The sequence below is a fragment of the Actinomadura atramentaria DSM 43919 genome, from assembly GCF_000381885.1.
GTDB classification, from domain to species: Bacteria; Actinomycetota; Actinomycetes; order Streptosporangiales; family Streptosporangiaceae; genus Spirillospora; species Spirillospora atramentaria.
The window spans coordinates 317,762-331,312 of sequence record NZ_KB907214.1 but is presented as its reverse complement, the minus strand read 5'-3'; the positions used below and the strand labels follow the sequence as shown (position 1 = coordinate 331,312).

Here is a 13,551-nt window from a genome sequence, read left to right as displayed (position 1 = left end):
CCAGGGAGGGACGGACGACGTGGCGGTGTTCGCCGAAGAGGTCAACCTGGCCGGATACACGACGCTGCGGCTCGGCGGGCCGGCCCGCCGGTTCGTGGAGGCCACGACGGAGGCCGACGTGGTGTCGGCGGTCCGCGCGGCCGACGACGCGGGCGAGCCCGTCCTGGTGCTCGGCGGCGGCAGCAACGTGGTCGTGTCCGACGACGGGTTCGCGGGCACGGTCGTCCACGTCGGGACGCGCGGCGCGGAGCGGCGGCCCGCCGAGGGCGACGGCGCGCTGCTGGCCGTCCAGGCGGGCGAGGAGTGGGACCGGTTCGCCGCGCGTTGTGTCGCGGACGGGCTCGCGGGCGTCGAGTGCCTGGCGGGCATCCCCGGCCGGGTCGGCGCGACGCCGATCCAGAACGTCGGCGCGTACGGGCAGGACGTCGCGGAGACCATCGCGTGGGTGCGCGCGTACGACCGCGAGACCCGGCAGACCGTCACCCTGGATCGGGAGGAGTGCCGGTTCACCTACCGGCACAGCGTCTTCAAGGGCTCCGACCGGTACGTCGTGCTGGAGGTCGGGTACCTGCTGCGCGAGTCCGACGAGTCGCAGCCGATCGCGTACGCGGAGCTGGCGCGGTCCCTCGGCGTCGCGGCGGGCGACCGGGTGCCGCTGAAGGAGGCGCGCGAGGCCGTCCTGGAGCTGCGGCGCGGCAAGGGCATGGTCGTGGACCCCGCCGACCCCGACACCCGCAGCGCCGGGTCGTTCTTCACGAACCCGATCCTCGGCCCGGACGCGCTCGCCGAACTGGAGCGCCGCGTCGCGGACCGGTTCGGCCCGGAGGCCGCGTTCCCACGCTACCCGGAGAAGCCGGGGCCGGACGGGGCGCCGCGCGTGAAGACGTCCGCCGCGTGGCTCATCGACCGCGCCGGGTTCGCGAAGGGGTACGGGGACGGGCCCGCGCGGATCTCGTCCAAGCACACCCTCGCGCTCACCAACCCCGGCTGCGGCACCACCGCCGACCTGCTCGCGCTGGCCCGCGAGGTCCGCGACGGGGTCCGCGCCGCGTTCGGCGTCGAGCTGGTCAACGAGCCCGTGCTGGTCGGCGTGGCGCTGTGACCTGCTAGCCTCGACCGCGTCGAAGGGGAGTAGTCCACAACGACGTGCTCGACACACTGGCGCTCGCGCCCGGGCACGCGGCCTCCACGAGGCGGACGAGACCTTCGGCCCGGCAGTCACGCCGGGCCGAGGTCGCACGCTCCCGCGTGACATCCCCCCTCGCCCGGCCCGAGCGAGAGGCACCCGGTGTCCGCCTTCCTCATCAGTCTGGTCGTGATCTTCGTCGCCGAGCTGGGCGACAAGAGCCAGCTCATGGCCCTCACCTTCGCGACGCGGTTCCGGACGCTGCCCGTCCTGGCCGGGATCACCGCCGCGACCGCGCTCGTCCATCTGGCGAGCGTGCTGCTCGGCGCGGTGCTCGGCGTCGCCATCCCGCAGGGGCCGGTCTCGGTGATCGCGGGCGTGGCGTTCCTCGGCTTCGCGGCGTGGACGCTGCGCGGCGACGCCCTCGACGACGACGAGTCCCGCAAGGTCGAGCGGGCGCGCGGTTCCGCGGTCCTCGCGGTCGGGGCGGCGTTCTTCCTGGCCGAACTCGGCGACAAGACGATGCTGGCGACGATCACGCTCGCCGCCGACCACGGCGGCGTCGCCGGGCTGGTCGGCGTGTGGGCGGGTTCGACGATCGGCATGGTGGTCGCGGACGCGCTCGCGATCGTCGTGGGCCGCGTGCTGGGCCGCAGGCTGCCCGAACGCGTCATCCGGTACGCGGCGGCGGCCGGGTTCGTGGTGTTCGGGCTGCTGCTGCTCGCCGAGGGAATCAAGAACTGGTGATTGACAGAGTTAGTGATTGGTCGCTAACTTACTCCCATGAGCCCCCGGATGAGCGCCGACGAGCGCCGTGAGCAGGTGATCGAGGCCGCCGTGGCCGAGTTCGCCCACGGCGGCTACGAGGGCACCTCGACGGCGGCCATCGCACGCCGGGTGGGCGTCTCGCAGCCGTACCTGTTCCGGCTCTTCCCGACCAAGCACGCGCTGTTCCTGGCCGCGGTCGACCGCTGCTTCGCCGTCCTGACGGAGCGGCTGCGCGAGGCCGCGGGCGGGCGCACCGGGCAGCCGGCGATCGACGCGATGATCACCGCCTACCGGGACGTCCTGTACGACGACCCCACGATCCTCCGCCTCCAGCTCCAGATCTACGCGGCAGCCCTCGGGGACGAGGAGATCCGCCGCGTGGGGCACGCGCGGTTCGCCGCGCTGTGGAAGCGGCTCGGCGACCTCTCCGGCGAGGACCCCGACGAGATCATGCGGTTCGTGGCGATGGGCATGCTGACGAACGTCCTGCGGGCGTTCGACGTGCCCTTCGACCGCGACCGCAGGATCACCGGCGCGGGTCTCGCGGAGTGGGCGCGCGAGGCCGCCCGCGAGTGATTTTTTTTGCCCCACGAAGTTAGTGACTGATAACTAAGCAGAAGGGACCGGGCCATGCGACCCCCCAGCGCACTCCGCACGTTCGTCATCACCGGACTCGCCCTCTTCATGGTCACGCTCGACAACCTCATCGTGACCAACGCCCTGCCCGCCATCCGCGAGGATCTCGGCTCCGGGCTCGAAGGGCTCCAGTGGACCGTCAACGCCTACACGCTGACGTTCGCGGTCCTGCTCCTGCCCGCCGCCGCGCTCGCCGACCGCTTCGGGCGGCGGCGGCTGTTCCTCGGCGGGCTCGCGCTGTTCACCCTCGCGTCCGCCGCCGCCGCGCTCGCGCCCGGCACCGGGGCGCTCATCGCCGCGCGCGCCGTCCAGGGCGTCGGCGGGGCCGTCGTCACCCCGCTCACCCTCACACTGCTCGCCGCCGCCGTCCCCACCGCGCGGCGCGGGCTCGCGCTCGCCGGCTGGAGCGTCATGAGCGGCCTCGGCGTCGCGCTCGGGCCCGTCGTCGGCGGGGCCGTCACCGAGTACGCGTCCTGGCAGTGGATCTTCTGGATCAACGTGCCGGTCGGGCTCGTCCTGCTCTGCCTCGCGCCCGGCTTCCTGCGGGAGAGCCGCGGCGACGCGCGCCGGCTCGACCCCGCCGGGACGCTGCTGCTCTCGTTCGGGCTCGTCGGAGTCGTCCTCGGCCTCGTCCGCGGCAACGAGCACGGCTGGACCAGCCCGCTCGTCCTCGCCGGGCTCATCGGCGGGACGGTGCTGCTCGCCGCGTTCCTCGTCCACGAGACCCGCACCGACGCGCCGATGCTGCCGCTCGCGCTGTTCCGCGCCCGGGGGTTCACCGTCGTCAACCTGCTGATGCTCGCGATGGCGTTCGCGGTGTTCGGGTCGGCGTTCCTGCTGATCCAGTACCTCCAGGCCGTCAACCACATGTCGCCGCTGGGCGCGGGCGTCCGGACGCTGCCCTGGACCGCGATGCCGCTGCTGGCCGCGCCGCTCACCGCGCCGCTCGCCGCCCGGCTCGGCGCGCGGACGGTCCTCGCGCTGGCCCTCGCGCTCCAGGCGTCCGGGCTCGCGTGGCTGGCCGCGTCCCTCGGGCCGGACACCGCGTACGGGGCGTACGTTCCGGGGCTCGTGCTCTGCGGGATCGGGATGGGGCTGTTCTTCGCGCCGACCGCGCAGCTCGTCCTGGCGTTCGCCCCGCCCGCGCTGAGCGGGGTCGCGTCCGGGGTGAACAACACGCTCCGGCAGCTCGGGACCGTCCTCGGGATCGCCGTCCTGACGGCCGTGTTCAGCGCCACCGGCGACATGGCGGACCCGGCGGCGTTCACCGACGGGATGCACGTGACGCTGTGGACGGCGGTCGGGGTCCTCGCGGCGGGGGCCGCCGGCGCGTTCGCGATCCCGGCCGCCCGCCGGGCCGCGACGGCGCGCCGACCGGAGACGGCCGAAGCCGTCCCCGCGGCCGCCTAGCCGACCCGCGCGATCCCCGGCCGCTGCGGCGGCCGGGGATCGCGCGCTATTCCAGCCAGGCTTGGATGCCCTCCAGGACTTCCTTCTTCAGGCTCTCCGGGGCGGCCGAGGCGAGGATCGAGTGGCGGGCCAGCTCCGCCAGCTCCGCGTCGGTGAAACCGTGCTCGGTGCGGGCGAGGGAGTACTGCCGGGCCAGGCGGGAGCCGAACAGCAGCGGGTCGTCCGCGCCGAGGGCGATCCGCGCGCCCGCCTCGTACAGCGCGCGCAGCGGGACGTCCGCGACGGTCGGCGCGACGCCCAGGCTGACATTGGACGCCGGGCACACCTCCAGCGCGACGCCGCGCTCGATCACCGACCGCAGCAGCGCCGGGTCCTCGACGGCGCGCACGCCGTGCCCGAGACGGTCCGCGCCCAGCGTCTCCACGCACTCCCGGACGCTCGCCGGGCCGAGCAGCTCCCCGCCGTGCGGGACGGACAGCAGCCCCCCGCGCCGCGCGATCCGGAACGCGCCCTCGAAGTCGTACGCGCGCCCGCGCCGCTCGTCGTTGGACAGCCCGAACCCGACGACGCCCTGATCCGTGTAGCGGACGGCGAGCCGCGCGAGCGTCTTCGCGTCCAGCGGATGCCGCGTGCGGTTCGCCGCGACGACGATCCCGATGCCGACGCCCGCCGCCGCGCCCGCCTCGCGCGCCGCGTCCAGGACGAGCTCGACCGTCGGCGTCAGTCCGCCGAACCGCGCGGCGTAGCCGCTGGGGTCCACCTGGATCTCCAGCCAGCGCGAGCCCTCGGCGGCCTCGTCCTGCGCGGTCTCGCGGAGCAGCCGCCGCAGGTCGTCCGGCGTGACGAGCACCGACCGGGCGATGTCGTACAGCCGCTGGAACCGGAACCAGCCGCGCTCGTCGGTCGCGCGCAGGCGCGGCGGCCAGTCCTCCACGAGCGCGTCGGGCAGGTGGACGCCGTGCCGGTCGGCGAGTTCCACCAGCGTCGAGTGCCGCATGGAACCGGTGAAGTGCAGGTGCAGATGGGCCTTCGGCAGCGCGGCGACGTCCCGCTCGGCGGGCCGGGGCGGGTCGTCGCGGGCCGCGGGGGAGCGGCCGGAAGTGGGTTCGGCCTCCATGCGCCAATGTTGCCGGACGCGGCCCGGCGGCGGACGACCGGCACCGGGAACCGCCCGTCCGGGCCATCCGCGCGGCGCGCGGCCTGGCACGCCGCGGCCATGCCGGACCGCAAAAAAGGATCATGGACCGGGCGAACCGGTCCATGATCCCCAGAACGCGCCGGACCGTCAGCGGGCCTCGGCGAGCAGCTTGGCGACCCGCGAGACGCCCTCGACGAGGTCGTCGTCCCCGAGCGCGTAGGACAGCCGGAAGTAGCCCGGCGTCCCGAACGCCTCACCGGGCACCAGCGCGACCTCGGCCTCCTCCAGGATCAGCGCCGCCAGTTCAACCGACGACTGCGGGCGCCTGCCCCGGATCTCCTTGCCGATCAGCTCCTTGACCGACGGGTACACGTAGAACGCGCCCTCCGGCTCGGGGCAGACGACGCCGGGGATCTCGTTCAGCATCCGCACCATCGTGCGGCGGCGGCGGTCGAACGCGACGCGCATCTCGTCCACCGCCGACAGGTCGCCGGTGACGGCCGCGAGCGCCGCCGCCTGCGAGACGTTCGCGACGTTGGAGGTGGCGTGCGACTGCAGGTTCGCCGCCGCCTTCACCACGTCCTGCGGGCCGATCAGCCAGCCCACGCGCCAGCCCGTCATCGCGTACGTCTTGGCGACGCCGTTCAGGACGATCGTGCGGTCGGCCAGCTCCGGCACGACGACCGGCATCGAGTGGAACTCGGCGCCGCCGTACACCAGGTGCTCGTAGATCTCGTCGGTGACGACCCACAGGCCGTGCTCGTCGGCCCAGCGGCCGATCGCCTCGATCTGGTCGCGGGTGTAGACCGCGCCGGTCGGGTTCGAGGGGGAGACGAACAGCAGCACCTTCGTGCGGTCGGTGCGGGCCGCCTCGAGCTGCTCGACGGTGACGCGGTAGCCCGTCGTCTCGTCGGCGACGACGTCCACCGGCACGCCGCCCGCCAGCTTGATCGACTCGGGGTAGGTCGTCCAGTACGGCGTCGGGACGATCACCTCGTCGCCCGGGTCGAGCAGCGCCGCGAACGCCTCGTAGACGGCCTGCTTGCCGCCGTTGGTCACGAGCACCTGCGACGCTTCCACGGCGTAGCCGGAGTCGCGCGCCGTCTTCTCGGCGATGGCCGAGCGCAGTTCGGGCAGCCCGCCCGCCGGGGTGTACTTGTGGAAGCGCGGCACGCGGCACGCGGTGACCGCCGCCTCGACGATGTAGTCGGGGGTGGGGAAGTCCGGTTCGCCGGCACCGAACCCGATGACCGGGCGGCCCGCCGCCTTCAGCGCCTTGGCCTTGGCGTCGACGGCCAGCGTGGCGGACTCGGAGATGGCGGCGATGCGCCGGGAGATGCGAGGTCGGTCAGTGCTCATGTCCCTATCGTTACAGACACGCGCCGATGACTTCAGCGGGATATCCCGGACGGGTGGAACGGCCGCGCCGCCGCTGGTCACGGCCGTCGCGCCCGGTCGCCGGACGCCGCCCGCGCCGCCCGCCGCGCGGGGCCGCCGGACGGGGCCCGCGCGGACGCCCCCGCGCGTTCCGGTTCGACGTGGACGGCATCGCACCGTAGACTCACCCTCCTAGTACCGCGAAGACGGGATACGGCCATGTCCGCACAAGCCGTAAACTGTGTCCGGTACGTGCCCGATCCAGGTCGGGTGTTCTTTCCTTCGGGGAAGAGGCGAAGGGCAGTGGCTCAATTGGTAGAGCACCGGTCTCCAAAACCGGCGGTTGGGGGTTCGAGTCCCTCCTGCCCTGCGAGGTGCGGTGCGCGCACCCGTACCGGCCACGTTCCGGGGCGCCGTCCGGCGTCCGTGGTACGGGAATGCGCAACAACCACTGGGTGGTTGACACGACCTACGAGCGAACGGCGGCACTATGGCGACTGAGACGCGCGGCGACGCGGCGGCCAAGGACGAGGGCAAGGGGAAGCCCGCTCCCAAGCGGACGACCCCGCCGCTGTTCGTGCGCCAGGTGGTCGGCGAACTGCGCAAGGTCATCTGGCCGACGCGCCGCGAGCTCATCACCTACACCACGGTCTCCCTGGTGTTCGTGCTGTTCATGTTCGCGCTCGTCGCCGTTCTCGACTGGGCTCTGCAGAAGGGCGTGTTCTGGCTCTTCACCTGAGCCGGTACGCCGTCGGCCCGGTCGCGGGCCGGCGTGGCGGCGGCGCGCACGCGCGTCCCGCCATGTGGAACTTCCTGCCCGAACGAGAGAAAGAGTCAGTCACCGTGTCCGAGTCCCCACAGTCCCGCGACGAGGCCGCCGACGAGGCGCTGGCGGCTGCGGCGGCCGAGCAGGCCGCCGACGCCGAGCCCGTCGCGGAGTCCGCCGGCACCGACGTCCCCGTGGACGCCGCGGCGGAGACCGCGGGCGAGACCGACGCGGAGACCGGCGCGGACGAGGCGTCCGCCGACGAGGCCGAGGACGCCGACGCCGACGAGGCCGACGAGCCCCCCGCGCCGCCCGTCGACCCGTACGCCGAGTTCAAGGCCGAGATGCGGCTGCAGCCCGGCGACTGGTACGTCGTCCACTCCTACGCGGGCTACGAGAACCGGGTCAAGACCAACATCGAGACCCGCACGCAGACCCTCAACATGGAGGACTACATCTTCCAGATCGAGGTGCCCCAGCACGAGGTCACCGAGATCAAGGGCGGCAAGCGGCAGAAGGTCAACGAGAAGGTCCTGCCGGGCTACATCCTGGTGCGGATGGAGCTGACCGACGAGTCGTGGGCCGCCGTCCGCAACACCCCGGGCGTCACCGGGTTCGTGGGGCTGCTGAACAAGCCGTCGCCGCTGAGCCTGGACGAGGTCGCCAACCTGCTCGCGCCCGAGCCCGAGGAGGGCGCGGTGCGGGCCGAGAAGCAGGCCAAGGCCGCCCCGACCGTGGACTTCGAGGTCGGCGAGTCCGTCACCGTCATGGACGGCCCGTTCGCGACGCTGCCCGCCACGGTCAACGAGATCAACGCCGAGCAGCAGAAGCTCAAGGTCCTGGTTTCGATCTTCGGTAGGGAAACGCCGGTCGAGCTGTCGTTCAACCAGGTCTCCAAGATCTGATCCCGCTCGTCGGAGACGCCCTCGCGTACGCGGGGGCGTTTTCCGTGGCCTAGACTTGCACGTCGGCCCGCGCCTCCGCGTCGGCCGTGTGCTCACCCCGCGCAGGCGGGGCGGTTCCCGACACGGGAACGCCCCGGAGCGGGGGACCGTCCAGATCCCAACACCCGGGCGTTCGTTCCGGCCCGGGTGTTGCCCGCCGTGCGGGAGTCGGGATCACCGTGAAGAGGAACGGAAGGAAGGCAGCCATGCCTCCGAAGAAGAAGATCGCCGCGATCGTCAAGGTCCAGTTGAACGCGGGTGCCGCGACCCCCGCGCCGCCGGTCGGTACCGCCCTCGGTCCGCACGGCGTCAACATCATGGACTTCTGCAAGCAGTACAACGCCGCGACGGAAGCCCAGCGCGGCAACGTCATCCCCGTAGAGATCACCATCTACGAGGACCGGTCGTTCACCTTCGTCACCAAGACCCCGCCCGCGGCGCAGCTCATCCTGAAGGCCGCCGGTGTCGAGAAGGGCTCCGGCGAGCCCCACAAGACGAAGGTCGGCTCGGTGACCGTGGACCAGATCCGCGAGATCGCCACCACCAAGATGCCCGACCTCAACGCCACCACGCTGGAGGCGGCGGAGAAGATCGTGGCGGGCACCGCCCGCTCGATGGGCATCGAGGTCAAGTAACCCGGGTACGGGAACGTACCGCCGGTCCCGCAGGGGCCGGACGACAGTGGGAGGGCCGCGCGCGGCCCGCACCACGAAGGAGTGGAAATGCAGCGCAGCAAGGCGTACCGCAACGCCGTCGAGAAGATCGACCGCGACCGGCTGTATAGCCCGATCGAGGCCGTCCGGCTCGCCAAGGAGACGGCGACCGCCAAGTTCGACGCGACCGTCGAGGTCGCGCTGCGGCTCGGCGTGGACCCGCGCAAGGCCGACCAGATGGTGCGCGGCACCGTCAACCTGCCGAACGGCACCGGCAAGACCGCCCGCGTGCTGGTCTTCGCCGGTGGCGCGAAGGCGGAGGAGGCCCGCGAGGCCGGCGCCGACATCGTCGGCTCGGACGACCTGATCGAGAAGATCCAGGGCGGCTTCCTCGACTTCGACGCGGTCGTCGCGACGCCGGACCAGATGGGCAAGGTCGGCCGCCTCGGCCGGGTGCTCGGCCCGCGCGGCCTCATGCCGAACCCGAAGACCGGCACCGTGACGATGGACGTGGCCAAGGCCGTGTCCGACATCAAGGGCGGCAAGATCGAGTTCCGGGTGGACCGGCACGCGAACCTGCACTTCATCATCGGCAAGGCGTCCTTCGGCGAGCGGCAGCTCCTGGAGAACTACGCGGCGGCGGTCGAGGAGATCCAGCGGCTCAAGCCGTCCGCGGCCAAGGGCCGCTACGTCAAGAAGGCCACGCTGACCACGTCGATGGGCCCCGGCATCCCGGTGGACCCGAACGCGGTGCGGAACCTGCTGGCGGAGCTGGACGAAGCCTGATCCGTCCGGTTCGCGCGTTCTGGGGGCGTCCTCCCGTTGGGGGGACGCCCTTTCGCGTGCCCGGGGGTCGGCGGCGCGGCGCAGCGGGGGGTACGCCGAAGGGTTGACCGGGTGCGCCGGGATTCGTCCCGGCGGGGGATGCGGCGGGTTCGGGCCGCGGATGAGACTGGGGGCGTTCGGAAGACGAGATAGGGGGCCGGGATGGGACGTCGGATCACGATGGCGGTCGGCGCGACGGCGGCGCTCGGTGCGGCGCTCGCGCTGACCGCGTGCGACGCGAACGACGGTACGAACGCCAATGCGAACAATGTGCGGCTGAGCGCGAGCGACGTGGTGCTCGCCGCGTCGAAGAAGACGCAGGGCACCGACACGTTCAAGGCGGCGCTGACGCTGAAGGACGGCGACGGCGGCCAGGTGAGCGGCACGGCGCGGTTCCGGCTGCGGCCGAAGCTGCAGTTCACCGGGCAGCTCGACGGGATCGGGTTCGGCGGCGCGGGCGCGACCGCGTCCGGCCAGGCGATCTTCACCGGCGACACGCTGTACGCGAAGCTGCCGCAGGCGGCGAAGTTCGTGTCGGGCGGGAAGCCGTGGCTGAAGGTCGACCTCGCGCAGGTCCAGCAGCGGACCGGGTTCGACGTGCGGGGGCTCGTGGACCGGCTCCAGCAGGTGGACCCGGCGAAGCTGACGGCGATGTTCACCGGCTCCGAGGACGTGCGGCGCGTCGGCACCGAGACGGTGGACGGCGTGAAGACCACGCGCTACGCGGGCACGGTGACGGTGGACGAGGCGCTGCGGCGGCTCGACGCCCAGGCGCGCGACGCGGCGAAGCCGTACCTGCCGCAGGAGGCGGCGAACTCCAAGCTGACGTTCGACCTGTGGGTGGACGGCGCCGGGCTGCCGCGCGAGGTCGTCGTCAAGGGCGTGGGCCGGTCCGGCGGGGACGGTTCGCTGAAGGTGCTCTACAGCGACTTCGGGAAGAAGTTCTCGGTGAACCCGCCGCCCGCCGACGAGACGGGCGCGCTGACGCTCGACGGGCTGTTCGGCGGGACGCCGGGGAACTGAGCGGGCCGGCGCGGTTGATCATGATTCGGTCCGTGCGTTGACCGCGCCGCCGCCTCGGGCGTCCTCCAGGGGAGGAGCGGGCAGGGCCCGCCCGCTCCCACCCCGGGAGGAACGCCTTGAACCCGCGCCGTCCGACCGGCGCGGGGCGGGGCTCGGGGGGTGAACGTCCGGGGGGTTGAGTACGATCCCGGGCGGCGGGTCGAACCGAATCGGCAGGTCGTGCGTCCAATAGGGACGTACGGGCGCGGATCACCCCGTCGCTCCCAACCCTGGAGGAGAGCCTTGAAGTTGCGCCGTTTCGCCGTGGGGACCGCCGCGGTCGCCGCGCTGTCCCTGTCCCTGACCGGATGCCTCGGTTCCGCGGGCGAGGCGGGCAAGGAGGCCGGCAAGCAGGTCAAACTGACGGCCGCCGAGATCCTCGGCAAGTCCGCGCAGAACACCAGCAAGGTGGACACGTTCTCGATGAACGTGGCGGTGGACAGCCAGGTCTCGCAGGCCGCGATGACGATGAAGATGAAGGCGGACGTGCGCCTCCGCCCGACCGTGGCGATGCACATGACCACCGAGCCGACGAGCGTGCAGGGCACCACGGTCCCCGGCATGGAAATGATCATGGACTCGAAGGCCATGTATATGAAGATGGCCGCGCTGTCCCAGGCCAACGGCGGCAAGCCGTGGTCGAAGGTGCTGCTGTCCGACCTCGGCGCGATGTCGGGCATGAACCTGAGCGGCCTGATGGACCAGGCCAAGAAGCAGAGCCCGGCCGAGCAGACGAAGATGCTCACCGCGTCCAAGGACGCCCGCGAGGTCGGCACCGAGACGGTCGACGGCGTCAAGACGCGCCACTTCACCGGCACCGTGCAGCTCACGGAGGCGCTCGGCAAGCTCGACGCCGAGACGCGCGCCGCGATGGAGAAGCAGTACCAGCAGATCGGCGCGTCCTCGATGAACTTCGACATCTGGGTGGGCGACGACGACCTGCCGCGCAAGATGGTCGCCAAGATCGCGACGGCGCAGGGCCCGATGACCACGACCGCGCAGTACTCCGACTACGGCAAGCAGGTGGACGTGTCGCCGCCGCCCGCGTCGGAGGTCGGCCCGCTGAAGCTGCCCGGCACCTCGGGCGCCTGACGGCGAGGACTTCGGGAGGGCCGCGGCCGGGGGGCCGCGGCCCTTCGCGCGTCCGGCCACTGAACCGGATTTGCCGCCGCGCCGTCGCGCACGTACCCTGTTGCCTGCCGAAGACCGCCGGTCGCCGCCCGTCAGGGCGGCCGAAGGACCCGAAGAGATTCGGGCGGCCCGCGTAGGTGTGACGAGAGCCTCCGCATGACCTCCGCGTCGTGTCCACGCCCCGCGCGCCTGCGCCGGGGCGTTCGCTTTTTTGCAGGCTTCTCGCCCCGGCGGCTTCCACCCGACGCGCCCGCCCGCACCGGCGGGGGCGGCGACCACCCAGGTAATCGGAAGGAGGCCCATGGCCAAGGCCGAGAAGGCCACGGCGATCGCCGAGCTCAAGAGCGACTTCGAGAGCTCGAACGGCGCCGTGCTGACCGAGTACCGCGGGCTCACGGTCGCGCAGCTCAAGGAGCTGCGCACCAACCTCGGCGAGAACGCGAAGTTCGCCGTCGTGAAGAACACGCTGACCAAGATCGCCGCGTCGGACGCCGGCGTCGACGAGGAGTTCCGGGCGCTGCTCGAGGGCCCCTCGGCGATCGCGTTCGTGACCGGCGACGTGGTCGAGGCCGCCAAGGGCCTGCGTGACTTCGCGAAGGCGAACCCGCTTCTGGTGATCAAGGGCGGCTTCATCGACGGCAAGTCGATGGACGCCGGCCAGATCGGCCAGCTCGCGGACCTCGAATCGCGCGAGGTCCTCCTCGCGAAGCTGGCCGGCGCGATGAAGGGCTCGATGGCGAAGGCCGCGGGTCTGTTCAACGCCCTGCCGACGCAGACGGCGCAGCTCGCCGAGGCCCTGCGGGCCAAGCGCGAGGCCGCGGGCGAGACGGCCGAGGCCGTCGACGCCGCTCCGGCCGCCGCCGAGGCGCCCGCCGAGTAGGTCCGTCCCGGACCGAACCGCGGTACCAGATCCACCACTGACATTCAGGCATTAGCGGAGGAAACATCATGGCGAAGCTCAGCACCGACGAGCTGCTCGACGCTTTCAAGGAGATGACCCTCCTTGAGCTGTCCGAGTTCGTGAAGCAGTTCGAGGAAGTCTTCGACGTCAAGGCCGCCGCCCCGGTCGCCGCCGTCGCCGCCGCCCCGGGTGCCGCGGGCGCCCCGGCCGAGGCCGCCGCCGAGCAGGACGAGTTCGACGTCGTCCTCGAGGCCGCCGGCGACAAGAAGATCCAGGTCATCAAGGAGGTCCGCGGCCTCACGAGCCTGGGCCTCAAGGAGGCCAAGGACCTGGTCGACGGCGCGCCGAAGCCGCTGCTGGAGAAGGTCAACAAGGAGACGGCCGAGAAGGCCAAGGAGGCCCTGGAGAAGGCCGGCGCGACGGTCACCGTCAAGTAAGGGCGCTTCTCCCGGCGGAGGCGGGTCGGTTCCGGCCGGTCCGTCGCCGTTCGTCTTCCTCGCGAGGGCGGTCACCCCACGAAGGTGGGGCGGCCGCCCTCGCGGCGTTCCGGATCGTTCGCGGCGACCCCTCGACGCGGCCTCGTACGGGCGGCCATAATGCCCTGACCCGGACCTTCATCGGTGAGCAGGCCCCCCGGTCCCGCCCGCTGAAGTCTGTACGTACGTGATAAATCCCGAGGTCGAACAGTGTCGGCGGGCGCGTTGTCCGGTGTGACCCACTTCGCGTAGCGTCCCAGCAGGCACAGGGGCAGCTCCCGCCCCGTGAGGCCCTCCACCCCCGGCTTGAGGTGCGCGTTCTTGGACCACTAGTCTCA

General features: G+C 72.2%; 14 protein-coding genes and 1 tRNA gene. 13 read left to right on the top strand and 2 right to left on the bottom strand.

Annotation, left to right across the window (positions count from 1 at the left end; all coding sequences use genetic code 11):
- The first annotated feature begins 19 nt into the window (after positions 1 to 19).
- From G339_RS0118965 to G339_RS0118950, 4 genes are all read left to right on the top strand, one after another.
- Positions 20 to 1,102: a UDP-N-acetylmuramate dehydrogenase gene (locus G339_RS0118965; protein ID WP_019632655.1), complete on the top strand. Its 1,083-nt coding sequence runs from the start codon at positions 20 to 22 to the stop codon at positions 1,100 to 1,102.
- Positions 1,103 to 1,288: 186 nt separating this feature from the next.
- Positions 1,289 to 1,873: a TMEM165/GDT1 family protein gene (locus tag G339_RS0118960; protein ID WP_019632654.1), complete on the top strand. Its 585-nt coding sequence runs from the start codon at positions 1,289 to 1,291 to the stop codon at positions 1,871 to 1,873.
- A gap of 36 nt (positions 1,874 to 1,909) precedes the next feature.
- Entirely contained in the window at positions 1,910 to 2,470 is a 561-nt protein-coding gene (locus G339_RS39910) for a TetR/AcrR family transcriptional regulator (protein WP_205625578.1), read from the top strand.
- Between the two features lie 54 nt (positions 2,471 to 2,524).
- Positions 2,525 to 3,940 (top strand): DHA2 family efflux MFS transporter permease subunit, encoded by a 1,416-nt coding sequence (locus G339_RS0118950; RefSeq protein WP_019632652.1) that lies wholly within the window; start codon positions 2,525 to 2,527, stop codon positions 3,938 to 3,940.
- 46 nt (positions 3,941 to 3,986) lie between these two features.
- Here G339_RS0118950 and G339_RS0118945 read toward each other — a convergent pair whose 3' ends face one another.
- Both G339_RS0118945 and G339_RS0118940 read right to left on the bottom strand, forming a co-directional pair.
- On the bottom strand, positions 3,987 to 5,057 hold the full coding sequence (locus G339_RS0118945; protein ID WP_019632651.1) for an adenosine deaminase: 1,071 nt from the start codon (positions 5,055 to 5,057) through the stop codon (positions 3,987 to 3,989).
- 168 nt (positions 5,058 to 5,225) lie between these two features.
- Positions 5,226 to 6,437 (bottom strand): pyridoxal phosphate-dependent aminotransferase, encoded by a 1,212-nt coding sequence (locus G339_RS0118940; protein ID WP_019632650.1) that lies wholly within the window; start codon positions 6,435 to 6,437, stop codon positions 5,226 to 5,228.
- Between the two features lie 315 nt (positions 6,438 to 6,752).
- On the opposite strand from G339_RS0118940, the gene G339_RS0118935 reads away from it, so the two are divergent.
- From G339_RS0118935 to rplL, 9 genes are all read left to right on the top strand, one after another.
- Positions 6,753 to 6,825: transfer RNA gene (locus G339_RS0118935), tRNA-Trp, on the top strand.
- Positions 6,826 to 6,945: 120 nt separating this feature from the next.
- A complete protein-coding gene (secE, locus tag G339_RS0118930) occupies positions 6,946 to 7,194 on the top strand; it encodes a preprotein translocase subunit SecE (RefSeq protein ID WP_019632649.1) in 249 nt (82 codons plus the stop codon).
- Positions 7,195 to 7,298: 104 nt separating this feature from the next.
- Positions 7,299 to 8,126, top strand: coding sequence for a transcription termination/antitermination protein NusG (nusG, locus tag G339_RS0118925; protein WP_019632648.1), 828 nt, complete (start codon positions 7,299 to 7,301; stop codon positions 8,124 to 8,126).
- A 245-nt stretch (positions 8,127 to 8,371) separates the two neighbouring features.
- A complete protein-coding gene (gene rplK, locus G339_RS0118920; RefSeq protein ID WP_019632647.1) occupies positions 8,372 to 8,800 on the top strand; it encodes a 50S ribosomal protein L11 in 429 nt (142 codons plus the stop codon).
- 87 nt (positions 8,801 to 8,887) lie between these two features.
- Positions 8,888 to 9,604 (top strand): 50S ribosomal protein L1, encoded by a 717-nt coding sequence (gene rplA / locus G339_RS0118915; RefSeq protein ID WP_019632646.1) that lies wholly within the window; start codon positions 8,888 to 8,890, stop codon positions 9,602 to 9,604.
- Positions 9,605 to 9,805: 201 nt separating this feature from the next.
- Complete coding sequence (locus G339_RS0118910; protein ID WP_240489851.1) at positions 9,806 to 10,666, top strand: SCO4651 family lipoprotein; 861 nt, start codon at positions 9,806 to 9,808, stop codon at positions 10,664 to 10,666.
- A 282-nt stretch (positions 10,667 to 10,948) separates the two neighbouring features.
- Positions 10,949 to 11,797 (top strand): SCO4651 family lipoprotein, encoded by an 849-nt coding sequence (locus tag G339_RS0118905; protein WP_240489850.1) that lies wholly within the window; start codon positions 10,949 to 10,951, stop codon positions 11,795 to 11,797.
- A 340-nt stretch (positions 11,798 to 12,137) separates the two neighbouring features.
- Positions 12,138 to 12,716, top strand: coding sequence for a 50S ribosomal protein L10 (gene rplJ / locus G339_RS0118900; RefSeq protein WP_019632643.1), 579 nt, complete (start codon positions 12,138 to 12,140; stop codon positions 12,714 to 12,716).
- Positions 12,717 to 12,784: 68 nt separating this feature from the next.
- Positions 12,785 to 13,174 carry a 50S ribosomal protein L7/L12 gene (rplL, locus tag G339_RS0118895; protein WP_019632642.1) on the top strand — a complete coding sequence of 130 codons (390 nt, stop codon included), beginning with the start codon at positions 12,785 to 12,787 and terminating at the stop codon, positions 13,172 to 13,174.
- Positions 13,175 to 13,551: the final 377 nt, after the last annotated feature.

Excerpts from the sequence above, each read along its gene's own strand:
- secE (WP_019632649.1), top strand. The coding sequence starts at position 6,946 with ATGGCGACTGAGACGCGCGGCGACGCGGCGGCCAAGGACGAGGGCAAG.
- G339_RS0118910 (WP_240489851.1), top strand. The coding sequence starts at position 9,806 with ATGGGACGTCGGATCACGATGGCGGTCGGCGCGACGGCGGCGCTCGGT.
- rplK (WP_019632647.1), top strand. The coding sequence starts at position 8,372 with ATGCCTCCGAAGAAGAAGATCGCCGCGATCGTCAAGGTCCAGTTGAAC.
- G339_RS39910 (WP_205625578.1), top strand. The coding sequence starts at position 1,910 with ATGAGCCCCCGGATGAGCGCCGACGAGCGCCGTGAGCAGGTGATCGAG.
- G339_RS0118945 (WP_019632651.1), bottom strand. The coding sequence starts at position 5,057 with ATGGAGGCCGAACCCACTTCCGGCCGCTCCCCCGCGGCCCGCGACGAC.
- rplA (WP_019632646.1), top strand. The coding sequence starts at position 8,888 with ATGCAGCGCAGCAAGGCGTACCGCAACGCCGTCGAGAAGATCGACCGC.
- G339_RS0118950 (WP_019632652.1), top strand. The coding sequence starts at position 2,525 with ATGCGACCCCCCAGCGCACTCCGCACGTTCGTCATCACCGGACTCGCC.
- rplJ (WP_019632643.1), top strand. The coding sequence starts at position 12,138 with ATGGCCAAGGCCGAGAAGGCCACGGCGATCGCCGAGCTCAAGAGCGAC.
- rplL (WP_019632642.1), top strand. The coding sequence starts at position 12,785 with ATGGCGAAGCTCAGCACCGACGAGCTGCTCGACGCTTTCAAGGAGATG.
- G339_RS0118940 (WP_019632650.1), bottom strand. The coding sequence starts at position 6,437 with ATGAGCACTGACCGACCTCGCATCTCCCGGCGCATCGCCGCCATCTCC.